Origin of the sequence: Sphingobacterium sp. 18053, assembly GCF_902706145.1 — a bacterium.
Taxonomy (GTDB): domain Bacteria; phylum Bacteroidota; class Bacteroidia; order Sphingobacteriales; family Sphingobacteriaceae; genus Sphingobacterium; species Sphingobacterium paramultivorum.
In genome coordinates this window covers 193,395-219,664 of the sequence record NZ_CACSJW010000008.1, presented here as the reverse complement: position 1 = coordinate 219,664, position 26,270 = coordinate 193,395, and the positions used below count along the sequence as shown (strand labels likewise).

Here is a 26,270-nt window from a genome sequence, read left to right as displayed (position 1 = left end):
TACTGTCAATTATTTGCCTGCTGCTGTAACTAAGTCCGCAAATGATTGACAATAGGATCTGGCCATAATATCCCAGCTATATTGTTTTAGGGTATTTTGTTTAAATTGTAGGCTTAGGTTTTTATAGTGGACTGGATTTTCTAAAATGGCTTGAAGTTGTTCAATCCATTCGTTTTGGTTTTTGCTTGTCAGGAGCAGGCCATTGCAATTATGTGTCACGGCGCTTGTAATTCCTTCTAATTCGGCGGCCACAACAATGGTGCCTGCTGTGGAAGCCTCCAAACAAACGAGCCCAAAGCCTTCCATATCTCCCGCCACTTCAATATTGGGCATCAAGAAGGCCTGTGCGTTGGTCAAGAGGCTTTGCAGTTGTTGGAATGGGACTTTTCCAAGATGTTCAATTTTTTCGGGATATGCTTTCAGTAATTTTCGGATCTCCCCTTGATCGGTCGGAAATCCGAGGAATAAGGTGATTAAATGATTTATCTTTTTTGGTATAAGCTGCAATAGGCGTTCTTTCCATGTAGGTTCGTGATCGAATGGACCCACCATCAGTAATTTGAAATCACCCTGAATAGCGGGAATGACATGTTTCATCAACCACGAGAAACCCTTCCGTTTAACAGGGCGTCCCAAAGTGATGAAATAGGGCTTGTTTTCGCAGGCTGGTTCATTGTTTTGAGTGGAGTGGTGTATCGGATCTACACCGTTGGGTATAACAATAATTTTGGATGGATCGATACCACGTAACTGTGCGGCGTCGGCAGTAGCTTGGCTAACCGCAATAAGCTGATCAAATGTATTAAACCGCGGTATAATCTTACGTTGAAAATAGCTAAAGGGAAATACGATATCCAGTCCGTGAAGCGTGGCAACACGTTTTAAATGGGGATAACCTTTGTGAAAAGAGGCTAAAGACGCAATTAACCCATCATTAAAGTGAATAAGCTTGATGCCAGGGTTATCGTTAATTTTGGCTAGAATTCGGCGATTCAGCTGGAAGAAGAAGGCTAAAAGAGGTTCCCTGTTGTCATAGACTAAGGTGTGTACCTTCAAGTAAAGAGCCGCAGTATTGATCAGTTCAAAGCTTTGTTTTTCCATACCGCCAACACTTGGTGGATATTTGTGGCTGACAAATAGTATTTCTATTTCAGATGGGTACATGAACTGGTTTCTTTTTGATGCATAGATAAAATATAAAACCCAGCGCTACCCAGGTGAGCTGTCGACCGCGACGTAATAATGAAGCACTGAGCCAAATACTACCCCCTGTAATACCGATCATATGGAGAAGGAGCTTATTGGCGATTTCTTCAATACCCAGTTGCCCTGGAATAAAAGCACCGATGCTTTTCAGCACAATGACACTCATGTCCACTATTAAACCATGTATTGGTTGTACTGCAACACCCAAAAATTTTAGAATATAATAGAATTCAAGGCTGCCAATAATCCAATGTAGTGCAAAAAGTAAGTAAGAATACCAAAAAACCTTATTTTGATGTCGATAAAAGTCTTTTACACTCCAAAGTAGTGACTGAGAATGCGCTTTTGCTTTTCCAAAAAATGTTGCTGTCGAAGCCTTGGTTTGTGAGGGACTTTTTGCAGCTATTAACCAATAAAGTATCAGGATCATCAGAAGGAACAGAAATAGACAGATAATATAAATTACAGGCCCTGCGTAGTGTATAATTTCATTTTTTAAAGGAGAAAATATCAACCAAAGCATAGCAATCAAAAAGAGAGTCAATTGAGATAGTACGGCGGTAATACGGGATATAGCAACTGAATTCAATCCTTCTTTTAACGGAATGTCATAACGGGTTATCAATTGTGCCTTTAATAAGTCACCACCTATAATGCTTGTAGGATTGAATAGTCCAACGGTTTCCCCGATTTGACGGATGGCAAAGAGTTCGATCAGATTGACCTTCTTTTTTGCGGAGCCCAAGCATATCCACCAAGCTAATGTGCCTACAAAATAGGCCGCGCAAGTCGTAAACAAAATAACAATGAAGCGATAACCAACTGAGGAGAGCTCTTTTTTCAAGGCATTTAAGTCGCTTTTCGCTAAAAAGACAGTGATGGACGCCAGAATCAAAAATAGAAAAATACCTTTGATGAGTTGGCTTGGGTTTGTTAGTTTGCCCATGCCAAATCGACTTCCTGTGTTTTGTCAATCAATAGTTCAATGTCATTAAAATAGCATCCAGATAGTCTATTCCAATCCAGTTGTCCGACATAGGATAGACCTTCAGTAATGAGATTCTTTTTTAAGCTCACGTCAGAGAGAATTTTTTTGAGGTAGTAAACATATCCAGCTGCATTTTCAGGTTGACACTTAAATCCATTTTTCCCGTGCTGAATCAAGGAAGCCGAACCCCCACCATCGGCGATAACACAAGGAAGTCCGGATGCCAATGCTTCGACAACAACATTTCCGTACGTTTCTGAGACCGACGGAAAAACAAAAGCATCTGCCGAAGCATATAGAATTGCAAGCTCATCATGGCTTTTCTTTCCTAAGAAAATGGCATTAGGCATCTCTTGCATTGCAATTATTTTGGCTGTTCCTTCACCGACAACAATGAAATTATAGTCAAGATTCTGAGCTTGTATCTGTTGATAGATTTCAATAAGCGTTTTAATATTTTTTTCCCAGACGATACGACTGACAAAGAGGATTGTTGGTTTGTCATTCTTTGTGATAGTCTGCAGCTGAGATAGATTCTTTTTATTGGGATTAAACAAGGCTGTGTCTATTCCTCTTTGCCACAGTTTTAATCCTTCTTGTTGTAAGCCGATCTGCTGTAATTCGTTTAGAATAGATTTGGTGGGTACATAGACAATATCACATTTGTTATAAAAGTTATTCATTGCTTTTTTCATCCATTGTTCAGTTGGCTTGACCAAGGGGAGTATGTTTTTGAAATAATAGGCAATGTATGAAATGAAGTGTGTATGATAGATCGTAAGGACAGGAATACCTTTCCGTTTGGCATAATTTAATGCGAAAAAACCTAAAAGGGAAGGCGTAGCAATGTGGATCATGTCGGGAGCAAATTTATCTAAGGCGAGCTCAAGTTTCTTTTTAATAAGCTGTGGAATAGCGAGACAATAATCGTCGTTGACCGGTATTTTGAATGTGGGTACCTTGTAAGAATGAAAATTGCGAAATTGCGTAGGGCCGCCACCATAAATAAAAAAATAGTTGAATTTCTGCTGGTCTATACGGTTTATCAGCTGAAACATTGTCCGTGATGCACCGTCAAAATCCTCGACGAGTATCTCTGTAAAGAAGGCTACCTTTCTCATGTTATTCTTATTAGGGGTTGTATAAAAATAGCTGAAAGCTGTAACTCCTATGCTATGCAGGTATTAACCTTTTGTCATTATAGTGTTTATAAATTATTAGTTTTTAATAATTTGTGCATAATTATTAAAAATAGAATTAATTGAATATGATAACAGAGCTAATGTTGGCGCAGTAGCTTTGGAGTGAACGAAATATTCAATCCATGCTATTAGATCTATTGTTCGAAAAAAAAATTAGACCTAAGGGTTTTCGAAAGATTGTCATCTTATTTATTTGTGCGTCTGCCGGTGTTATGTTGGGTTTTAAGTTGAAGCCAAAACAACAACCGAAGCTCAGTAATGCTGTGTATGCAGCTATGCCGGAAGCGACTTACGGAAAGCTAAATTTGTTAACGTACAATATAGCAGGTCTCCCTGAATTGATTTCCAGTGCTGTAACCGAGCGGGCTTCTAGTATTACGTCGATCGGCAATCGGATCAATGGGTTTGATATTGTCAATGTACAGGAAGACTTTAACTACAACAAGTTTCTTTACAGCGAAAATACGCATAGCTACCGAACGGCAAATATGGGTGGGGTACCTTTTGGGGACGGGCTGAGTACACTTTCAAAATATCCTATTGTTGAGTTTGAGCGGATAGGGTGGACTGATTGCAATGGCGCAGATTGTCTGACTCCTAAAGGCTTTTCTTATGCTCGAATTCAATTGGCCAAAGAGGTATTTATTGATGTTTATAATGTACATGCGACAGCTCAGGATGATCAGAATGCAACGATTGCCCGGCAGAAGAATATAAATCAGCTGAAATCCTATATCAAAAAGTATTCGGCTGGCAGACCACTTTTGATTATGGGCGACTTTAATGCACATTATGCTTACGAGCTGGATAACATCGGTTCTTTTCAGAAGGACTTAGGTTTGGTAGATGCATGGGTAAGTTTACGCAACAAAGGTGATATTCCTGGGCCTCAAGTGAATTTTGAAGCGAAAACAGCATTGGAGTTGACAGAGGATTGCGAAGGTATTGATAAAATTTACTATCGCAATGATCATCATTTGCTATTTGAGGCAAAGAATTATCAGGTTCAAAAAAAGCTTTTTCAAAACGAAGAGGGACAGGATTTATCCGACCATTGTGCAGTGTCCTTACAATTAGGCTGGCGTGTTGTCAAATCTTCGGTTCAGTAAAATAAAAATAAAACTTTCTCAATTCTTTCATATCAATCGCGATTAGCACTGAACCCCTCAGTGCTTTTTTGCGTATTAAAAAAGCCCCATAAAATGAATTATGGAGCCTTTATTAAATTGGGATAAATTATCTTATTTATACATTTCTTCACGTTGTGCTTTAACCACATCGCTATTAATGTATTCATCGTAAGTCATCAATTTGTCGATGATACCTTTCGGAGTCAATTCGATGATTCTATTGGCAACAGTTTCAGTCAATTCGTGGTCACGGGATGTGAACAACATTGATCCTTTAAAATCAGACATACCGTTATTTAAAGCAGTGATAGATTCCAAATCCAAGTGATTGGTGGGCTCATCGAAAACTAGGAAATTGGCACCCTGAAGCATCATGCGAGAAAACATACAACGCATTTTTTCTCCCCCTGAAAGCACAGATACCTTTTTCATAACCTCTTCACCGGAAAACAACATTTTCCCTAAAAATCCGCGTATAAATTGTTCGTCTGCTTCTGGGTTAGTTGTATAGTCTCTCAACCAATCGACTAAATTATCATTTTTTCCTTCGAAGAATGCGGCATTTTCAATCGGCATATCGGCAGGAGTGATGGTAATACCCCATTTGAATTCCCCGCCGAAATCGGTGTCTCTACCAGTGATAATATCGTAAAATGCTGTGGTCACTAATGAATTTGGACCTAGAACAGCGATTTTGTCACCTTTATTAATCATAAACGTGATATCCTTGAAGAATACCTCGCCATTGACCGTTTTGCTTAATCCTTCGACTTGTAGCGTTTGATCTCCCGGTTCACGATTCATGGTATTGAACATGATGGCCGGATATTTACGGTTGGATGGTTTAATTTCGTCAATATTAATCTTATCCAATGCTTTCTTACGAGAAGTAGCTTGTTTGGATTTGGAAGCGTTGGCAGAGAACCGACGGATAAATTCCTGGAGTTCTTTCACTTTATCTTCCATTTTCTTATTTTGATCAGAACGTTGCTTTAACGCTAATTGAGAAGATTCGTACCAGAACGAGTAGTTACCCGTATAGATTGTCATCTTACCAAAATCAATATCCACCGTGTGCGTACATACAGCATCCAGGAAGTGACGGTCGTGGGATACAACTAAAACGATTGCTTCATAACTTGCTAAAAAATCTTCTAACCATGCAATGGTGTTGATATCCAAATCATTGGTAGGCTCATCGAGAATCAAAATATCTGGTTTGCCAAATAATGCTTGAGCCAAGAGTACACGGACTTTTTGGTTACCGTCGATTTCAGAAACTAATTTATAGTGCAGATCTTCTTTGATACCCAAACTGCTCAATAAAGTTGCGGCATTAGATTCGGCATTCCAGCCATCCATTTCAGCAAAAAGACTTTCCAGTTCGCCGGCGCGTTCGCCGTCGGCATCAGAGAAATCCTCTTTCATGTAAATGGCATCTTTCTCTTTCATGATTTTGTAAAGCTCTTGGTTACCCATCATGACAGTTTCAAGAACAGTAAACTCATCGAAAGCATAGTGATCCTGACTTAAAACAGACATGCGTTCGCCTGGCGTGAATGCCACTGAACCTGTCGAAGGATCAACTTCCCCTGAGATAATTTTTAAGAAAGTAGATTTACCTGCTCCATTAGCACCGATAATACCGTAACAGTTTCCAGGTGTGAATTTTAAATTGACATCTTCGAATAGTATACGTTTACCAAAACGAAGGGAGAGATTGGACACATTAATCATGCTGCAAAGATACGTTTTAATCTTGGATTTTTAACTATTTACGGTGATCAGTTACGTGGAGAAATTGAAGGTAGCAATGTTGCGGAATTCAGCAGTTTTCAGCACCTGTGGCAAAACAGTATTCTGTGAAATTTCAATGGGCGGAAATGATCTTTGCAATGAAGTGTGAAATGCAGTTATGTTTTGCAGATATTGGATTAATAAATTATAAATATTGTGTCAGTGATTTAAATTGGCTTCTTTTTTGTGGACAAGAGCTGAAATGAAATCAATTATGAAAAGAAATAGAATAACGGGTGTCGTTATACTTGCTGTTGCTTTTTTGTTTAATATTCAAGGAGCCTCAGCCCAGTTTGGAGGACTTTTGGATAAAGCAAGCAAAGCCGTTGCTTCCAAAGGGAGTAAGGTACTGGGATTGGATAAGTTGCTAAAGGAACCTGAAGCAATCAGTACAAGTTTTGAAGATGTAAATAGAAAAGGGGAGCAAATGCCCGATTTTCAAAATACGGCGGTTTATAAACCTTTAGAAAATTTACAAAAGAATGGTAGTGATGGTTATGTATTGGAAGCCGGTCATTTTGAAATAACCAACAAGAGCTATTGCCTGAAAGCGGGTACCTATGCACCTTCAAAAGGCGATGGATATATGTATGCGCCTACTCTTGGTAAAAAAAGAGAAGTGGTCATTGCAATTTTAAAAAGTGCTGAAAAGCACCCAGAAGTAGCACAATCTGACATACAGATGCTATTGTGGACGATCATTGCGAAGACAAAATTTATTGATTATTCGGGCCCGGTGAAAGAGACAGCCTTAAAATTGCTTACAGCTGAACAAATTTTGCATTTGGAAGGTGGTGCGCTCGGCGTTTTGCCATTTGACGTTGTCCAAAAAGCAAAAGACCAGATGCCACCGGCAGTACAGACAATCTTCGAAGCGGAAAATAATATTCGGCAGCTAGTTTCCTCAGGAAACTATTCGTACGCTGATTTTGAACAATATGCAATCTTAGCTGGTATGGCTGAGCCTCGTACAGACGTGCCAAGTGGTATTTGGACGCTTCATCCCGATGGCTACTATGTTCGCTATTTCCCAAGTGGTTATGCGATTACCAAAGTTCAGGTGTATGTCCCTCAAGAATTGATTACAAAATTGAATGGTAAGAAGCTTGTATACGATGCAACAGATGATATTGCCTGTCCGGCAAATACGGGGTCGCAACGGTTAGCGCAAACAAATGAACCGGTGCGTCATTAAGATGTGAGGTATTGAAAGTTCGATAGGAAGTGAAGGGGGGGGAGGAAATTTAATGAATAAGGGAGATCTACTGATCTCCCTTATTCATTAAATTTCCTCTTTTGCCTCCTGTATAATATATAAACAATGACAATGATAGCGATGATTGCTAAAATAATGTAATGGGAACCTGAATGTTGGGTTTTATCCTCTGTCGTCTGCGCATATGTAAAATTTGCTACGAAAAGAAGCACCATGAAAATCCACTTCTTGCACATAATAAACGGTTTATTAACTATAGTAGCAAGCTAAGTATTTTTTGCAACAAAGTCAAATTAATTCGGTAAAAAATAACTAAGATTTTTATAAAATTTTAATGCATAACCTCTGTTTCTCACATTTGATTCGTTATGTTCGAAAAATAAAAGGATAGCAGAAGAGCTTTTGTCTTTTTTATTCGCTTTTTGGTTCTTTTACCACTAATAAAACACAGCTAAATCGGCTGTCTCCCATTGGATATCGCTCGGGATATTGTCCCTGGAATTCGGTAAATGGTCCTAAAAATCGTATCTTGTGAACCTTTGTAAGCGTTTTTAGATATTCAAATCATGTCAAAACTTATCAATTTAACTGTCTTTAGAGAATTCTTAAAATCCAGCTTTGCTGGCGGAATTATACTTTTTTCCTGCGTTATTCTGGCATTGATCGTAGCAAACACGTCATTGTATGCCAGTGTAATGGAATTTTTGAACCGGGAAGTAGGCTTTGAGAGCGGTCATATTCATTTAAAATATTCGTGGTTGTTGTGGCTCAACGATGGTTTGATGGCTATTTTCTTTTTACTGGTGGGACTCGAGATAAAACGTGAAATTGTAGAGGGTGAACTCTCATCGCCAAGTAAAGCAATCCTGCCCATTTTGGCTGCGGTTGGTGGGGCGCTTTTGCCTGCCATCATTTATTTTGTATTAAATCAGGGAACCAATACTGCGAACGGCTGGGGAATCCCTATGGCAACAGATATTGCATTTGCTTTAGCGGTTATCACGCTTCTGGGAAATAAGGTACCTGCCAGTCTTAAGATCTTTTTGGCTGCACTGGCCATTGTTGACGACCTACTTGCCATATTGGTTATTGCGATCTTTTATAGCAATGGTATTCATGCGACCTATTTATTTATTGCTTTAGGTATCTTTTTGTTTTTGATCGTGTTAAATAAATTGGGCGTTAAAGCGATATGGGCTTACCTGATTCCGGGACTATTTATTTGGTACTTTGTTCACCACTCGGGTATTCATGCAACAATAGCAGGCGTGCTGGTGGCCATGACGCTACCGACAACACCGGACGCGAAAGAATCTCCCCTAGAAAAACTTGAGCATCTTTTGACCAAACCTGTCAATTTCATTATCATTCCTCTGTTTGCATTTGCGAATACACTTATTCCAATCCATGGTGAAATGATTGGAGGTTTGACTTCAAAATTGGGGATCGGTATTATCCTTGGTCTAATCGCTGGTAAATCAATTGGGATATTTTTGATCTGTTTTATTGCTAAAAAATTGAAGATTGCGCAATTACCGGAAGGGGCTGGCTGGAAACAGATTTTTGGTGTCGGCTTATTGGGCGGAATCGGTTTCACGATGTCAATCTTCATCTCGATACTGTCATTTGATGATAGCATGTTGATTGAAGAAGCAAAGTTCGCAGTTCTGATCGCGTCTTTATGCGCCGGCTTGCTAGGCTATATCGTTTTGAATGCAGTGTCAGCCACAAAGAAAACACAGGTTATTGATTAAATTTTGCATAGTTAGCAGTCGTACGTTTGGCTTACAATGTCGTACGTTTGACATACAATAATGTGTAGGACCGTTTTTTTGGTCAAATTCAGTCCTGATTCCTTCATGGATTAATCCTATCTGAGGGTTAATTTGGAAGAGGATAACGAGCTATAGGTATTAATTTTAGACTTTTATGAATTAGATTTAGTAATTTAGGGCACAACAATAAAAACAATACGTTGAGATTTGATGAATTTGGCTTTGTTCCAGCTTTGGAAGAAGGTTTAGAAAGTATGATGTTTGAGGAGGCTACGCCGATCCAAGAACAGACCATCCCGATTATTAAAGAGGGAAAAGATATGATTGCCTGCGCACAGACAGGTACAGGTAAAACAGCAGCCTATATGTTGCCCATCCTCGATGCAATAGCACGGAATTCAAGGGAATCTATTCTTGCAATTATCCTTGTCCCAACCCGGGAACTTGCCATGCAAATTGATCAGCAGATTATGGGCATGTCTTATTACACGGGTGCAACATCCATAGCCATTTATGGTGGGGGCGACGGTATGGGCTACGAACAGCAAAAACGGGCTATACGAGAGGGGGTAAATATCATTGTAGCTACGCCGGGAAGGTTGATAAGCCATCTTACCTCCATGAAGATTGATCTCTCTCATTTAAAGCACTTTGTTTTGGATGAAGCTGATAGTATGCTGGATATGGGGTTTCAAGACGATATTTTACGTATTGTAAGTTATTTACCGAAGAAAAAGCAGATGCTTTTGTTTTCGGCTACGATGCCGATGAAGATCAGATCTTTTGCCCGAAAAATTCTGCAGGAGCCTGTGGAGGTCAATATTGCCATTTCTAAACCTTCGGAAGGGATAGATCAACGTGTATATCTTGCCTATGATCAACAGAAAATGGAGCTCCTGAAGAATATACTGAAGGATCCCAATTATGTATCTGTTATTATTTTTGCATCCCAAAAAACTACGGTCAAACTTCTCGCTCAGGAATTACAGAAGCAGGGGATTGATGCGGAGGGTTTCCATTCGGATCTCGAACAGTCGAAACGGGAAGATATTATGGCCAGATTCCGGTCTCGTCAGGTGCGGGTACTGGTAGGGACAGATGTGATATCTCGCGGTATCGATGTGGTGGGGATCAGTTTGGTCGTTAATTATGATGTTCCACCGGATCCGGAAGACTACGTACACCGTATTGGACGTACTGCGCGGGCAGCAACTACAGGAACGGCCATTACCTTTGTCAATGAGAAAGACCAAAACCGTTTTGCTCAGATTGAGAATTTAATAGGTTATACGATTGAACAACTTCCATTGCCAGAGGGGTTTGAAGCAGGGCCCATTTACAATCCTGCCAAAAAGAATCCACAGCATAAGAAGAAGCGTTTCAATAGGAATAAAAATAAAAACTATCAGAAAGCTAAAAGAGCCTGATTTTAAAATGCAAAGCCCCCATATGAGAAAAATGTGGGGGCTTTGCATTTGAGTATATATTTTATTCAACAGTCCACTATTTTATTCAACAGTCCACACGGCCAATTCATATCCATCAGGATCCTGGAACTGAAATCTCTTTCCACCGGGAAAGCTAAAAATATCTTTTAATATAGTCCCGCCAGCGCGGATAACCTGATCACGCGTAGCCTGCAGATCGTCGGCATAGATAACGACGAGAATACTGCCATTTATTGGGTTGCCAAGTGTGAAACCACCATCCACATATTTCCCACCAAAAGCTGTATATGCTGGCCCGTAGTCCGTAAACTCCCAGCCAAAACTCGTTGTGTAGAATGCTTTGGCACGATCAAGGTCGCTTGATACAAACTCAAGGTATTGGATCTGCTGGTTGACAAATTTGTTTTCTGTACTGCTATTGCTCATAACGGAACTATCTATTTAATGTATGTATAATAAATTGCTTGATCGGTTGTGTCGGTTTTGGAATTAAAACCCAAACCGTTTTATAAATATAAGGCTTTGTTGAAAATGACACGCATTTTCTTTTCAACATTCATTTCCCAATCTTAGTTGGACTGGGAAATGAATGGAGGTTGTTAAGCGCTCTTTTTACTGCTGATCCAATATTGTAATAGCACAGATGAAACAACCAAAAACAGTCCTACATAGAAGGATAGGTTTAATTCTCTTGCTTCATTAAGAAATAAAAATGCAATCAAAATAGCATATACTGGCTCAAGATTTAAGCTTAAGTTCAATGTAAATGCCGATATCTTCTTTAAGATTTCTGTAAATGCGAGATAGACAGCAACTGTGCAACATAAGGATAGAATAAGCAGGTAAAAAATATCCAGGGCATTGGGAATGAAAGTGCTGATTGGATAATGCTGAATGTAAAAAGGAAGTAGACATGCCAGCCCTATTGTTCCACCGATCATTTGATAATAGTTGATGCATATTGCGTTGTACTTTTTGGTCAATTTTTCATTGTGAACCGCATAGAGTGAGGCAAAAGCCGGAGAAATTATCCCTAAGACTATGCCAAGCTGGTGTGAGGTATCGAAGTGAAATATCAGTGCAATACCGCACAACGTAAGTCCACTCAACAGAAGTTCAGACAATCTGAATTTCGTTTTATTGATCATCGGTGCAAAAATAGCGGTGAAAAAACTTGCCATACAGTAGCAGATCACGCCGATGGAAATGTTTGAATATTTGATGCTAGCATAGAATAATAGCTAGGATGCTGTCAATAGTAGCCCATTTTTTGCAATATGCAGTTTCTCTTTGAACGTAAAATCTGTAGGTATTTTATACCATTTTAGAATAAAAAATAGGATAACGGCAGCTAAAAATACACGGTACCATGTGAGTATCCCCTCGTTGAGTGAAATCACTTTTCCAAATACACCAGATAGTCCCAGGCACAACACAGCAAGGTGCAGCATGAAATATGAATGTTTCATAAGAAATTGTCTTCCAGTTCCGTCCATTAAGGACGAAAGGTGTTAAATAATAAAATTGATAGTAAATAAGAAGCACAGCAAATCAGTCCATTTCTGGCATTGTGCTTCAGTAATATTTGAGAAAAATATTACGCTACTGGAGGAGGAAGACAACTCGTTCTATTCATCATATTTGTATTTACCCGAAGATAGGGAATTTTGGGCGCAGCTGCAAAAAAGGAATGAAAAAGCCCCCAGAAAGTCTTTGCTTCTAGGGGCATATATTTAGTCCGTTGCCTTTATTTTGTGATTCTATGGCGTATTTGGCGGTAAAGCATCTGTTCCGCCACCCAATGCACGGTAAAGATCTATGGCTGCATTGAGCTTTTCCCGTTTTACTGTAATACGTTCCAAATCATTTTGGAGCGCATTGTTTTGGGCAGTTATCACCTCCAGATAGTTTGCCATCCCACTTTTGTAAAGTAAGGCGGCATCAGCGGTGGCTTTGGCGAGGGCATTTGATTTGGCATGGATAAGTTGCAGGCGCTGTTCCGTATGTTTGATTTTTGCCAAGGCATCCGAAACTTCTGAAACTGCGACCATAACCGACTGTTTAAACTGCAAAGCTATCTTCTCACGTTCGATGACCGATATTTCATAGTTTGTTTTTAAAGCACCTTTCTGGAAAATTGGCTGTGCAATATTCCCCGCTATTGTTTTTACGATCGATCCCGGTAGATCAAACCATTTGTTAAATTGAATGGAGTTTGTACCAATGGATGGTGTCAAGCTTATGGAAGGGTACATCGCTGCTTTGGCGAGTCCCATTCTGCTTGTCGCTGCCACAACCGCGTATTCAGCTGCTCTGACATCTGGTCTGCGGCTCAAGAGTTCGGCCGGCACCCCTGTGGCAAGTCCGTCTCCAACAATTGTATCATCTAAACTTGCTGTACGTTGAATGTCCTCGGGGAAACCTCCGCAAAGAATGCTTAGTGCATTTTCTTCTACAGCCATGTTTTGATGGGCTAGGGGAATCAACAATTCAGCAGTTTTCTTCTGAGCTTCGGCTTGCTCCACGGCAAGCGAACTGACCAGTGATGAGTTGTATTGCAGACGTATCATATTCAGTGTGCTGTCGCTCAATTGAACATTTCTTTGTGCGATCTTAAGCTGCTCATCCAAAGCAATCAGGTTATAATAGGACTGGATGACCTGTACAATAACCCGGGTTTTCAGAGCCGATAAATTTTCCTTTTGGCCAAAAAAATTGGCCAAGGATTCCTCTTTTTGCATTTTTACCTTTCCCCAGATATCGGCTTCCCAAGATAACCTGAGCGTGGCACTATAATCGTCCATATAAGGTGTCCCGATAAATTGGTCACTCAGCGATCCATTCAAGGAATTGCTCGATAACCAGGTTCTATTCGCTCCAATGCTTAAATCAGCTGTCGGCAGTAACCCTTTCTTAGACTGCTTGTACGCGAGTTCCAATTGTTGCATGTTGAGGAGTGCAACATTGACGTCTGTATTGTTGGATAATGCCTTCTCAATGAGTGATGTCAACAAGGGATCCTGTACAAATTTACGCCAGGATAGCTGTAGCGTATCAGACGTCAGGACAACCGCGCTGTTTTTAAAATTTTCGGGCATTGCTATCTCCTGACGTGTGTATTTTTTTCCCACACTGCATGCGGACAATAACAGGGTAGTGCTTGCGAAAATTGTTATATAGTGATGAAATCTTTTCATTTTAATCGTTTGTATTGTGTACTGTATTGTCCGTAAGTTTTTTACCCGAAACTTTTTCTTGCAAATATTGGAACACCAGGTATAGCAACGGTATGATGATTACGCCGAGGATAACACCACTTAACATACCCATTGCTGCTCCCGTACTGATTGAATGGTTACCTGTAGCTGTTCCGCCGGTCGCAAACATCAAAGGTACCATGCCGGCAATGAAAGCCAATGAAGTCATCAAGATTGGGCGTAGACGAGCTCTTGCTCCTTCTAAAGCCGAATCAATGAGTGAGGAGCCTGCTCTTCTCCGCTGTAAAGCAAATTCAACAATCAAAATGGCATTTTTTGCCAAAAGACCGATGAGCATGATCAAGCCGACCTGGACGTAGATATTGTTGTCCAATCCAATGGCACGTGTTCCTAAGAAAGAACCGATCATACCTGTTGGGATTGATAACAGGACGGCAAGGGGCAATAAATAACTTTCGTACTGTGCTGATAGTAAGAAGTATACAAATAGCAAGCTTAATGCTAGGATAAGTACGGTTTGATTGCCCGAAGACTTCTCTTCCAAGCTAAGTCCCGTCCATTCGTAGCTATAGTCTCCCGGTAACTTAGTCAATACATTTTTCTCCAATGTTTCCATGATCGCACCATTACTGATGCCAGGCGTACTAACAACGTTTATTGTGAGCGAATTGTATAAATTATAACGGGTTACCGATTCAGGACCATACACTTTACGAAGTGTGACCAAGGTATTCACCGGAACCATTTGGCCAAGATTATTCTTGACAAATATTTCGTTGAAGGCTTCTTTATCGGTTCTATAGATGCCATCTGCTTTAACTGCTATCCGATAGAATTTTCCGAAACGATTGAAATTCAATGATTGGTCACCCGCAAAGTAAGTTTGAACGGACGAAAGCATTTCACTGACATCTACGCCAAGTTGGGCAGCTTTGTCTTCATCTACTTCTAACTCCATCTGTGGATAATCTGCTCTGAACATGGTATAGGCAAACTGTACCCCTGGTTGTTTCATAATCTGCGCAATAACGGAGTCGGACATTGCTTTGAGCTCTACCGGCGATTTACCAGCTCTGTCCTGCAATACGAGTTCCGCTCCATTCATCATACCATAGCCATCAACAGGAGGGGAGCGAAAAGCCATTGCATTACCTTCTTTGACACTGGATAATTTTTGTGAGATAACTTGGTGAATCTGATCGATATCGTTCATCTCACCACGTTTCTTTTTATCTTTCAGGCGTATGAATCCTGTTGCATAGGCTGCGCTGGAGTTGTTACCGATCATATTGAATCCAGTAATACTTGTATGGCTTTCAATAGAAGGGATATCGGCAAGTAGTTTTTCGATTTTTTCTACTGCTTTTGTGGTTCGATCAAGTCCCGTTCCTGGGGGCATTTCCAAACTGTATACAACAAAGTTATCATCTTCCATTGGTACAAAACTTTTGGAAGTGCTTGTCATGAGGTATCCGGCAACGCCAATTGTCGCTAGGATCAAAAGTGCCGAAATCCATTTTTTCTTTGCCAGGAATTTTAATGAACCAACGTATCGGTTGGTCATGTTTTCGAAGCCAGCGTTAAACGCTTTGAAAAAACGTTGAGAAAATCCTGTTTTTGGGGTCTGCCCATCGTGATTTTCGGCGTGCGTATTTTTAAGCAATAATGCGCAGAGTGCCGGTGTTAAAGTCAAGGCATTAATCGCAGAGATCACAATGGCAATAACAAGGGTATAGGCAAACTGTTTATAAAACATGCCCGATGAACCTGTCATAAATCCAATGGGAATAAAAACTGCACACATAACCAAGGTAATGGAGATTACAGCCCCTGTGATTTCACTCATGGCACTATGGGTAGCCTGCTTACCGGTTAAGTTGGAAGTCTCCATCTTTCCGTGTACTGCTTCGACAACGACAATTGCATCATCGACAACAATACCAATGGCGAGTACTAGGGCAAATAACGTCAATATATTGATTGTAAAGCCAAACACCAGCAGGAAGAAGAACGTACCTACGATAGCTACTGGTACTGCGATTGCTGGAATAATAGTCGATCGTATGTCCTGCAGGAACAAAAATACAACTAAGAAAACCAATATGAAGGCTTCAATCAATGTCGAACGTACTTGAGCCGTACTTTCATCCAAGCGTTCTTTGGTACTGATCAATTTAAAAATCTTGATTCCAGGAGGGAAAGAGCGTTGCGCTATTTCAATCTGTTTGTCGATTCCGATTTCAATTTCATTGGCGTTGGAGCCTGATGTCTGGAATATACCAATGGTAACGGTATTGAGGCCGTTATTTTGCGAATTACCACTATAACTGATCGAGCCAAACTCAATACGTGCGACATCCTTTAAGCGTACGATCTGAACGTCATTGTTTTTGACGATAATGTTTTCATACTGTTCTGGAAGGTTCTTTTTCCCTTTATAGCGTATGACATATTCCAGTGGTGCTTTTGATTCTTCCCCTAATTTTCCAGGTGCAGATTCCAGACTTTGTTTGGAAATTGCAGCAATGACTTCTTGTGGCACAAGTCCATAACTCGCCATTTTTTGCGGATTCAACCATACACGCATCGAATAGTCTTTGGAACCGAATACCATGGCCTGACCAACCCCAGGTACACGCTTGATCTGTGGGATCAAGTTGATGTTCACATAATTCTGTAAAAATAGTTCATCATATTTTTTATTATCTTCTGTATAGATATTAAATATCATGATCATACTATTTTGTTGCTTGGAAGTCGTTAATCCCATTCGCACAACTTCCTGTGGCAGGATAGGAGTAGCCTGTTGTACTCTGTTTTGCACATTTACGGCCGCCTGATCTGGATTTACACCTGCTTTAAAGACAATACGCACAGAGAATGTACCATCGTTACTTGCAGTAGATGTAATGTATTCCATGTCCTCCACACCATTGATTTGCTCTTCGAGGGGTGTAACAACTGACCTCAATACTGTTTCGCTATTTCCTCCGGGATAGCTTCCGGTAACTTGGACCGTGGGCGGGGCGATATCCGGGAATCGCGTTTGAGGCAGCCTAAAAAGACCGATAACCCCCAGTATGACAAATATGATAGATATAACAGTTGCCAAAACTGGCCTGTCAATAAATTTCTTTAACATTTTAGTTTAAATTTTATAAAGCTTTTAGTACCGTTTTTTTTTCAAAAGTGAATACTGAATGTATAGGCTTGTTGCCTTTCTTTGAGCAGTTCAGCTTTTGCTATACCTGCTATCCTTGTTACATGGTGGATTTTTTAGTCGGTTGAACTTGCATTCCATCATTAAGCATGTCAATTCTATTCATAACGATTTTTTCACCAGCCGTGAGTCCCGATTTTAGTAAATAGGCGTTAGCGGTATTTCCTGCAATTTCAATCTGTTTCATGGAAATTTTATTTTTCTCACCAATAACATAAACGAAATAGCGGTCTTGAATATCCTTTACAGCGGCCATAGGTACCAACAATACGTTTTCATGCGCTTTTTTCAAGATTACTTTTGCTGAGCCACCCGAACGGAGAATTTTTTCGGGATTGATGAAACTTGCTTTAAGTGCCATGCTTCCTGTTGTTCTGTCGATGTTACCACTAGCTAACTCTACTTTCCCCGAATGGTTGTATGCTGTTCCATCAGCCAGTAATAGCGTTGCTTGTTGATTGGATGTTTTGTTATTCTGATCTTTGATAAAGGCTATAAAATCGGCCTCACTCAATGAAAAATACACATTTACGGTATTGATTTCAGATAGCGTCGTTAAAGGTGTTGCATCTGCTGCGGTAATTAAATTTCCGATCCGATTAGGGATACGGCCGATATAACCACTCACTGGTGCATTGATCAACGTAAATTTGGCATTTATTTGAGAAGAGCCGAGTGCGGCTTGTGCTTGCGCTACCTGTGCTTTAGCTGCGGCATAATTGGCCTCTGCAGTTTTTAACTGTAATTCGGTATACACTTTACCTTCGACAAGTGGTTTGATTTTTTCAATCTCCAATTTAGCGTTTTGTTCTGCCGATAAAGCAGCTTGGTAAGCTGCCTTGCTGTTGTTTACTTGTTCGTTGTAGACATCAGCTTTTATTTTGAAAAGGGGTTGACCCTGGGATACATAGTCTCCTTCTTTGACATAAATCTGATCAAGATAACCAGTTACCTGCGCTTTGACATCGACGTTGACGGTCCCCTCTAATGTACCAGGATATTTTTTTTCGGTCTCCGCGTGGGTAGGAGATAATTCGATAAAGTCAACAGTAACTGCCTGCTCTTGCGGTTGTTCTTGGTTGCCTCCACAGGACGATAATAATGCTGCTGCTGTAATAAGTGTAAGGAAAGGTTTTAAAGTCATCGTTCTTTGTGCCATTTTATCATTTTATAATGAAACAAAGAAAAGAATTCTTTTAAGCCATAAGGCAAAGAAATCTACCGAGACGTTACAATTGCTTACTGAAACGTATCAGTGATGATCTGAATTTTACGATATTAAATGGTACGATCCAATTGTGTTGAAGATATTGGTCTTATCGATTGACATTCCCTTGTTCATCGCGAAAAACTTATTTTACATTTCTGACGTAAAAGGAGCAAGCGGATCAGTTTTAACATCAATAGTCTAACCAAGTTTTCAGCAATTGAGCCTTTTCTCTGCTCACAAGGATTTCCACTTGATCGTTATTTTTAATTTCTATTTTTAGTTTTCCGTTGAAGTGGTTATGTAATCTTTTGATCGCATCTATATGTACAATGAATTGCCTGTTGGCGCGAAAAAATACTTTTGGATTTAATTGCTGTTCGAGTTCTTCCATTGTTTGAGGGACAATTTCGACAGTACCACATTTGAGTTGCGCATGGGTAAGTTTAAATTCGGAGTAGAAGTATAATATCTCTTCAACAAGAACGGTTTTATAGCCGTCTTTGAATGGAATTAGAAAGCGTGAGCGAAAATCTTTCGGATAAATAAAATCCAATAAACCTTGAAGCGGTTGTTGGTTGATCTGGATATCTTTTTGATAGTCAAGTTTTTGGATGGCATTTTCCAGCTCTGTTTTTTCTACAGGCTTAAGCAAATAATCTATGCTATTGAATTTAAAGGCCCTCACAGCGTATTCGTCAAATGCTGTTGTAAATATGATTGGGCAATCTATTTTTATAGTCTCTAATATTTCAAAGCTTAAACCATCGGATAGACGAATATCCATCATCACCAGGTCGGGAAGTTCATTGCTATTGAACCAGTTGATGCTATCAGCGATATTATCCAGGACATCTAAAATAACGATGGATGGCTTTATTTCCTTCAAAAGTCGTTTTAAACGATCGGCATTGAGTTTTTCGTCCTCGATGATTAATACTTTGGTTATATTCATTATGCTTGCGCTAAAAGTGGGAGGATAACGTTAAATGTTTTTCCATCATTCTTTATTTGCAGTTTTAAGTTGGATAGCAAATCGTATCTTTTAATGATGTTTGAAATCCCGATTCCCGATGATTCGGATACATTCTCAATAGGGATTAATATATTTTCAATAACAAGTTGATTCTGGGAGTTGGTGTATACCTTTATTTTCAGCGGTTTTTTCTTATTTGTCTGATTATGCTTTAATGCATTTTCTACCAATAATTGTAAGGTAAGGGGTGGTAATTGACAATTGCGTTTAGCGGGATTGACGTTTATTTCGAAGTTTACCCCATCGCCAAATCGGTTTTTGATGAGAAATATGTATGAATTTAGAAAGTTGAGTTCTTCTTCGAGTGAGATAATGTCCTTTTTAGAATTGACAAGAAGGTAGCGATATATTTTGGAGAAGTTTTCTGCATATTCATAGCCTAATTGTTGGTCTTCGAGGATGATTTCTGAGAGCACGCTCAGGTTATTAAAGACAAAATGGGGGTCGATCTGTAATTTTAACGATTGAAGTTCTGTTTCAAGAATGACTTGATCGAGCTTTGCCGCACGCATGGACTCATTTTTCCAGTTAGTGATCAAATGACTACCAATATTGATTCCCATTATCATGAGCGCAATCAATACACTGATTGTAATGTTTTGAATCATCCCCCTTTTTTCCTCCAAAGATGGGGCTATAGTAACATTTTGAGGTCCAAAATAATATTTTGAAATCAGGTACTCCAGCAGTAAATTGATAAAGAGTACTGCAAAAAGGTTGATGACGGTTTCAAGTAGAAGTCGCTCTGTCGGACTATCTTTCCAGGTTAAGAACTTATTAAGCTTGTCATGGACAATGATACTAAATTCGGAAATGATAAAGCTGTAAATGATTGTAAATGTCCATTCACCGAGTATTTCGAACATATTCCGTTTAAAATAGCCATCCCAGCAACTCGAGAAAGGATCAATAATATAGGCGACGAGATAAATAAGCAGAAAGGACAGAAAGGTAAATATCAGCCTTTTTTTATTTGTACTAATTAGAGTCTTATCGTTTTTATAGATCGCTATATCCTGCATTCTTTTAACTTATATGTATCGGTGAAATCTATGCAAATTTCGTAATTCCTTTTAGTATTGGACGACAAATTTCTGCTGAAGCGTATAAAGCCCCGACTGAAATATCAATTTGATACACTCAGGCGTATATTGACGAAGATCGGTAGATTATCTAGTATTGACATATCAGAATAGAATTCTTTATGAAATTCGTGTGCCCTGTTTTTTAATTGGTTGTAAATCTTGTTGTTATTTGTTTTTTGTGATCGATTGATATAACAGTTTCAAAGAATGACTCTGGATATGGGGTTCGTTTTTAGCTATAAACAGAAAGGCTTGACATCATTTCGTCAAGCCTTTCTGTTTTATTGAGGTAACTATTGTATCGATGTATTATCCTTTAAATTATTTTGGCTCTTGATGCGTTGTTGGCGTATGGATAATATCGAAATAGATCGTTTTGTCATTAGCGTTTGGATAAACTCTATACGTGAATTCTTTCGTCGTTAATACAGTAATATCAACCACACGAGTAAACAATGTTTCACCAGCAGCATTTTTAGCAACAATTGTTCTCGTTTTACCATCTGCAGATACGGTCCAGTCGCCGTGCATTTTGGGAGAATTGTCAAGATTGAACATTGTAAATGTACCGTCAGATTTGAAATAAGCAAATCCTACAAAATTTGACACGTTAGCATCTGTTAACACTACACTTTCTCCTTTATTATTCTTTGCGTTTGTTGTTTCCCAGGGGGTATTGGCCAATATTTCGCTTGGTGTAAGCTGTGGTTCAACAACAGTTTCGTCATCTTTACTGCAACTCACCGCTACTAGTGTGCTTAAGGCGATACATACCGCTAATGCAATTTTTTTTAAATCTCTCATTTTATAAAATTTATATGATCTCACAAAAGTAATCGCATTGTTTCAGCTGTATTTGTCTCTTTTATTCCAAGGTTTGAAGGATTTATAAATTGAATGAGATCGCGCTGTAGAAGAAGGTTAAACAAAAGAAAAAGCTTGCTATTAGTTTGCTTTGAAGTCTGCTTTACATGGAAACAATTAAAGGTGATGGAAGAATGGGCTTCGGATAAAAATAAAACAGGGGACCCTAAAGCCCCCCATCTACCAGATATGTATAATAAAATTAGAAAATTGCTTTTTTACAGCATTAATTGTTGCTCCATCCACCACCTAATGAACGATACAGGTCAACAACTGCAGAAAGCTCCGCTTTCTTTACCTGAGCAAGTTCGAGCTCACTTTGCAAGATATTGCTTTGTGCCGTAATTACTTCCAAGTAAGTGGCCATTCCTGTTTCAAATAAAAGATTGGCGTGCTTCGTTGCTTCCTTTAGACGCGTCGTTCTATCTGAAGTAATCTTTTGTTTTTCTTTCAATTTTTGAATTGAAATTAAAGCATCGGAAACTTCTCCAGCTGCTGAGATTACTTTTTGCTTGAAGATCAATACGTTCTTTTCTTGTTCGACACGTGCCAGTTCATATTGAGTTTTCAATTCCTTCCGCTGTAAAATAGGCTGCGTAATACTTCCTGTAATTGCCCCAAATAATGAAGCTGGTAAGTTGAACCAATTGCTTGCCTTGAATGCATTTACTCCTGCTTCGGCGCTAATAACCAAGGAAGGATACATACGTGCCTTTGCGTATTGTTGATAAGCTTGTGAAGCTGTAATAGCCAGTTCAGCTTGTTTTACATCCGGACGATGACTTAGCAAATCGGCTGGGACGCCAGTTGCTAATTCTTCGGGGAATTGAATATTCGACAATTTCTTGGCTATTTTAATCTCCTGCGGGAGTTTTCCGCTAAGAATCTGAATGGCATTTTCCTGAATACGGATCTGTTGTTCAAAGTCGGGGATCAAGGCAGCTGCAGACAATCGCTGCGCATCGACCTGTTCCAATGCAAGCAGCGTAATGTCACCAACTTCATATTGTTGCTGGACAATACGTAAAGTTGTATCGCTTAATTGCAAGTTTTGTTTGGCGATATCACGCAATTGATAAAGCATCAGTAGTTGATAATAGCCTTGCGCAACTTGTGCAATTAATTGGGTTTGAATTACTTTTTTCGCTTCTTCTGTCTGTAAATAGGAAGCTAAAGCAGCGATATTTTGATTTTTGATTTTACCCCATATGTCGGCCTCCCAGGATAAACCTAAGGATGCCGTATAATCTTCCACATGGTGTTGGCCTAAAAACTGCCCCAGGCTCAATCCATTCATGCTGTTATTGGATGGGTTGGTGCTATTTCCGCGGATCTGTAGTTGGGCCGTGGGAAGATAGTTAGCTTTTGCTTGTTTCAGGCTCAGTTGAGACGCTTCTATATTTTTTAGTGCCAGTTGCATATCTAAGTTATGTTGTATAGCACTATCGATCAAGGTTTGTAAGACTTGATCCTTAAAAAAATCACGCCATGGAATAGAACCTATGCTAGTTTCCTGCGGAGCTTTAGCCTGGTCGCGGTACTGTTCGGGTAAGTTGGGGGCAAGGTGTTGATTGCTGACCAACTTATCTGTTTTGCAAGACCATGCGACAAAAGATAAGATGAAAACCGTCAGTAATTTTGATTTACTATTCATATATTTAAATGCTGTCATGATATACTAATTGTTTGTATGCACGGGTATTTCCAACGAAACGGCATTGTTTTCATGTTGTTTTTGCTTTGGAGCACCTCCTATTTTCTCTTGGATAAATTGGAAGAAAATAAAGAGAATAGGGATAATAAAGAGCCCTAAAACTACTCCAGTAAACATCCCTCCCGCAGCGGCAATACTGATTGAGTGATTTCCTTGCGCTGATGGACCTACTGCTGTCATCATTGGAATCATACCAACGATAAAAGCTAAAGAAGTCATAATAATAGGTCTCAAACGTAATCTCGCTGCTTTAAGTGCGGCACTAGGAATTGATAGTCCCTGTTTGCGTCCTTGGATGGCAAATTCTACGATCAGAATGGCATTTTTGGCCAATAATCCAATCAACATAACGAGTGCGACTTGTACATAGATGTTGTTGGCAATATCAGTGAAGCTAATTGCTGCAAAGACCCCAAATATACCTGTAGGAATAGAGAGAATAACCGCCAATGGAATGATATAGCTTTCATATTGTGCCGCAAGCAGAAAATAAACGAATATCAGACAGAGAATAAAAATTAATGTGGATTGGCCTCCGGAGACAATTTCTTCTTTAGTCATACCTGAGAACTCATAAGTGAATCCAGTCGGCAATTGTTGTTTTGCAACTTTTTCAACTGCACGGATAGCATCTCCGGAACTATATCCTGGTTTTGGGATCGCATTTATTCCAATCGAATTGAATAAGTTGTAACGAGATGCTGTTTCCGGACCATATACACGTTCTAATTTGACTAATGTATTGATGGGAACCATGTCTCCCAATCTGTTTTTTACAAAAATACCGTCCATCGAAGTTGGTTCACTTCTATCCTTGGCATCAGCTTGGACCATCACACGATAATACTTTCCAAAACGATTAAAATCTGAGGCTTGGGCACTACCAAAATAGGCTTGCATGGTCTGTAAAATGCTTTTTGTGCTTACGCCAAGTTGTTCTGCTTTGATATCATCTACTTGAAGTTCATATTGTGGATAGTCCGCTTTAAAGGTTGTGAAAGCCATCATAATTTCTGGACGTTTCATCAATTCGCCAATAAACTTTTGGCCTATGCCACTGAATTTTCCGAGTTGTCCACCGGTCCGGTCCTGCAGTACCATATCCAGACCATCCACGTTACTGAATCCTGGTACAGTAGGGAAGGTAAAGACAAAGAAATTTGCGCCTTTGATATTTGCCAATCGCTGATTGACATCGGCCATAATTGCATTGATGTCTTTTATCTTACCACGTTCTTCATGTGGCTTAAGGAGGATAAATGCAACACCTGCTGATGGACTTGTGGATTGTGTCAAAATATTGAAACCAGCAAGTACATTTAAAGTTTTGGTAAAATCAGCATGTTGAAGTTGCTTCTCTGCTTCGGCTAATGCTCCAGAGGTACGATCCAAAGAAGCACCTGCTGGCATAGATAAGGATACAGCAATGAATCCTTGATCCTCTGATGGGATGAATCCAGTAGGTGTTTTACGGATCATAAATACAGTCAAAAGTAGGGTAATTCCCAATCCTGCAAATGCAACCCACTTATAACGGATCAAGAAGCGTAAACTACCTAAATAATTCTTCGTCAACCGATCAAATCCGACATTGAATCCAGCGAAGAAACGCTCTTTGAAATTAAGTTTCTTGGCATCAGCATGACCATGATGCGTTGGTTTTAAGAAGAGCGCACATAACGCAGGACTTAGTGTCAAGGCATTGATTGCTGAAATAACGATTGCAATCGCCAAGGTGAAAGCAAATTGTCTATAAAATACCCCGGTTGAACCTTCCATAAAGCCGATGGGAAGGAATACGGCAGACATCACCAATGTAATCGAGATGATGGCGCCTGTGATTTCACTCATGGCAGATGTCGTAGCAAGCTTAGGCGGGAGATTTTCATGCTCCATCTTGGCATGAACAGCCTCCACAACCACAATCGCGTCATCGACGACAATCCCAATGGCTAGCACCAGAGCAAACAAAGTCAGTAGGTTGATTGAAAAGCCGAAGAGCTGCATGAAGAAAAATGTTCCCACGATGGCTACCGGTACCGCAATCGCTGGTATCAATGTCGATCTAAAATCTTGAAGGAATAGAAAGACAACTAAAAATACCAGTATAAATGCTTCAACTAGTGTATGTTTTACTTGGTCAATAGATTGATCAAGTGCATCTTTTGTGTTGTATAAAACGAGATATTTGACACCTTTTGGAAAGCTTAAAGAGGCTTTCTCCATGAATTTTTGAATGGCAATCTGAATTTCATTTGCATTCGAACCTGCAAGCTGCATGACCCCAATATTCAATCCTGCTTTACCGTTGATGCGCGTATGACTCGCATAGGTATAAGATCCCAGTTCGACACGAGCGACGTCTTTGAGTTTTAGTACAGAACCGTCTGTATTGGAGCGGATAATAATGTTTTCGTAATCACTTGGCTGGTTGAGTTTACCTTTATATTTGATTACAAATTCAAAAGCTTCACTGCTGCTCTCTCCGAATTTACCCGGAGCAGCTTCGACGTTTTTATCTTGAATGGCGGCCATTACTTCCTCAGGCGTTAATTTATAGGTAGCCATTTGATTTGGATTGAGCCATACACGCATGGAGTAGTCTTTGCTACCACCAAATGGCAATGCTTGTCCAACCCCAGGTATCCGTTTCAGTTCAGGAATAATATTGATCTGGGCGTAATTGGTAATAAAGGTCTGATCGTATTTACTCTGATCTTCCGTATAAAGATCCAATACCATGATCAAGCTGTTTTGCTGTTTTGCCGTGGTGATCCCGGCTTGTACAACCTCAGCCGGCAATTGGCTGGTTGCTTGAGCCACACGATTTTGGACGTTTACAGCAGCTTGGTCAGGGTCTGTACCAAGTTTAAAATATACCGTAATCATTAACGAACCGTCGTTGCTGGCGGTAGAGCTCATGTAGCTCATATTTTCAACACCGTTGATTGACTCTTCGAGTGAGGGGGCTACGGCACGAAGCACCGTTTCGGCATTTGCCCCAGGATATAATGCCGTTACTTGCACTGCGGGCGGTGCAATATCGGGAAACTGCTGCAATGGCAGTTTGAGGATACCAATCACCCCCAATATGACAAGTAATATGGAGATAACGGTAGCAAGTACAGGTCTTTCTATAAATTTCTTAAGCATGTGATTTTCTA

At 39.8% G+C, this 26,270-nt stretch carries 19 protein-coding genes; 4 read left to right on the top strand and 15 right to left on the bottom strand.

What is annotated here, in order from left to right; translation table 11 throughout:
• Positions 1-9: 9 nt before the first annotated feature.
• Genes GVK91_RS19525 through GVK91_RS19515 form a run of 3 tightly spaced genes read right to left on the bottom strand, consistent with a single transcriptional unit; the run spans position 10 to position 3,315 of the window.
• Complete coding sequence (locus GVK91_RS19525) at positions 10-1,164, bottom strand: glycosyltransferase family 4 protein (RefSeq protein WP_227550200.1); 1,155 nt, start codon at positions 1,162-1,164, stop codon at positions 10-12.
• Positions 1,151-2,152: a lysylphosphatidylglycerol synthase transmembrane domain-containing protein gene (locus GVK91_RS19520; protein ID WP_153846349.1), complete on the bottom strand. Its 1,002-nt coding sequence runs from the start codon at positions 2,150-2,152 to the stop codon at positions 1,151-1,153. The genes GVK91_RS19525 and GVK91_RS19520 overlap by 14 nt, the downstream gene beginning before the upstream one ends.
• The gene (locus tag GVK91_RS19515) at positions 2,140-3,315 is read right to left on the bottom strand and encodes a glycosyltransferase family 1 protein (RefSeq protein WP_159730958.1); all 1,176 of its coding nucleotides are present in this window, start codon (positions 3,313-3,315) and stop codon (positions 2,140-2,142) included. Before GVK91_RS19515 ends, GVK91_RS19520 begins: the two co-directional genes overlap by 13 nt.
• Before the next feature lie 203 nt (positions 3,316-3,518).
• On the opposite strand from GVK91_RS19515, the gene GVK91_RS19510 reads away from it, so the two are divergent.
• Positions 3,519-4,505 carry an endonuclease/exonuclease/phosphatase family protein gene (locus tag GVK91_RS19510; RefSeq protein WP_159730956.1) on the top strand — a complete coding sequence of 329 codons (987 nt, stop codon included), beginning with the start codon at positions 3,519-3,521 and terminating at the stop codon, positions 4,503-4,505.
• A gap of 132 nt (positions 4,506-4,637) precedes the next feature.
• Here GVK91_RS19510 and GVK91_RS19505 read toward each other — a convergent pair whose 3' ends face one another.
• Positions 4,638-6,263 (bottom strand): ABC-F family ATP-binding cassette domain-containing protein, encoded by a 1,626-nt coding sequence (locus tag GVK91_RS19505; RefSeq protein ID WP_153846346.1) that lies wholly within the window; start codon positions 6,261-6,263, stop codon positions 4,638-4,640.
• Between the two features lie 274 nt (positions 6,264-6,537).
• Between GVK91_RS19505 and GVK91_RS19500 the strand changes: the two genes are divergently transcribed.
• The 3 genes from GVK91_RS19500 (at position 6,538) to GVK91_RS19490 (ending at position 10,741) form a co-directional block, all read left to right on the top strand.
• Positions 6,538-7,518: a hypothetical protein gene (locus GVK91_RS19500; RefSeq protein ID WP_153848359.1), complete on the top strand. Its 981-nt coding sequence runs from the start codon at positions 6,538-6,540 to the stop codon at positions 7,516-7,518.
• Between the two features lie 587 nt (positions 7,519-8,105).
• Positions 8,106-9,293, top strand: a complete 1,188-nt coding sequence (gene nhaA / locus GVK91_RS19495) for a Na+/H+ antiporter NhaA (protein WP_159730954.1) — start codon at positions 8,106-8,108, stop codon at positions 9,291-9,293.
• Between the two features lie 221 nt (positions 9,294-9,514).
• Positions 9,515-10,741, top strand: a complete 1,227-nt coding sequence (locus GVK91_RS19490; protein WP_159730952.1) for a DEAD/DEAH box helicase — start codon at positions 9,515-9,517, stop codon at positions 10,739-10,741.
• Between the two features lie 81 nt (positions 10,742-10,822).
• Here the strand turns inward: GVK91_RS19490 and GVK91_RS19485 are convergent, their stop codons facing one another.
• The 11 genes from GVK91_RS19485 to GVK91_RS19440 form a co-directional block, all read right to left on the bottom strand.
• On the bottom strand, positions 10,823-11,188 hold the full coding sequence (locus GVK91_RS19485; protein WP_153848362.1) for a VOC family protein: 366 nt from the start codon (positions 11,186-11,188) through the stop codon (positions 10,823-10,825).
• A 173-nt stretch (positions 11,189-11,361) separates the two neighbouring features.
• Positions 11,362-11,943 (bottom strand): DMT family transporter, encoded by a 582-nt coding sequence (locus tag GVK91_RS19480; protein ID WP_235032964.1) that lies wholly within the window; start codon positions 11,941-11,943, stop codon positions 11,362-11,364.
• A 60-nt stretch (positions 11,944-12,003) separates the two neighbouring features.
• Positions 12,004-12,231, bottom strand: coding sequence for a hypothetical protein (locus tag GVK91_RS27530; protein ID WP_235032963.1), 228 nt, complete (start codon positions 12,229-12,231; stop codon positions 12,004-12,006).
• A gap of 291 nt (positions 12,232-12,522) precedes the next feature.
• The gene (locus tag GVK91_RS19475) at positions 12,523-13,959 is read right to left on the bottom strand and encodes an efflux transporter outer membrane subunit (protein WP_159730950.1); all 1,437 of its coding nucleotides are present in this window, start codon (positions 13,957-13,959) and stop codon (positions 12,523-12,525) included.
• 1 nt (position 13,960) lies between these two features.
• Complete coding sequence (locus GVK91_RS19470) at positions 13,961-17,122, bottom strand: efflux RND transporter permease subunit (RefSeq protein ID WP_153848365.1); 3,162 nt, start codon at positions 17,120-17,122, stop codon at positions 13,961-13,963.
• A 118-nt stretch (positions 17,123-17,240) separates the two neighbouring features.
• Positions 17,241-18,359 (bottom strand): efflux RND transporter periplasmic adaptor subunit, encoded by a 1,119-nt coding sequence (locus GVK91_RS19465; protein WP_159730948.1) that lies wholly within the window; start codon positions 18,357-18,359, stop codon positions 17,241-17,243.
• 241 nt (positions 18,360-18,600) lie between these two features.
• Entirely contained in the window at positions 18,601-19,362 is a 762-nt protein-coding gene (locus GVK91_RS19460; protein WP_153848367.1) for a LytTR family DNA-binding domain-containing protein, read from the bottom strand.
• Complete coding sequence (locus GVK91_RS19455) at positions 19,362-20,465, bottom strand: sensor histidine kinase (protein WP_159730946.1); 1,104 nt, start codon at positions 20,463-20,465, stop codon at positions 19,362-19,364. The genes GVK91_RS19460 and GVK91_RS19455 overlap by 1 nt, the downstream gene beginning before the upstream one ends.
• Before the next feature lie 384 nt (positions 20,466-20,849).
• Entirely contained in the window at positions 20,850-21,332 is a 483-nt protein-coding gene (locus GVK91_RS19450) for a DUF4822 domain-containing protein (protein ID WP_159730944.1), read from the bottom strand.
• Between the two features lie 286 nt (positions 21,333-21,618).
• Entirely contained in the window at positions 21,619-23,046 is a 1,428-nt protein-coding gene (locus GVK91_RS19445; protein ID WP_159730942.1) for an efflux transporter outer membrane subunit, read from the bottom strand.
• A gap of 24 nt (positions 23,047-23,070) precedes the next feature.
• The gene (locus tag GVK91_RS19440) at positions 23,071-26,259 is read right to left on the bottom strand and encodes an efflux RND transporter permease subunit (RefSeq protein WP_159730940.1); all 3,189 of its coding nucleotides are present in this window, start codon (positions 26,257-26,259) and stop codon (positions 23,071-23,073) included.
• Positions 26,260-26,270 lie beyond the last annotated feature (11 nt).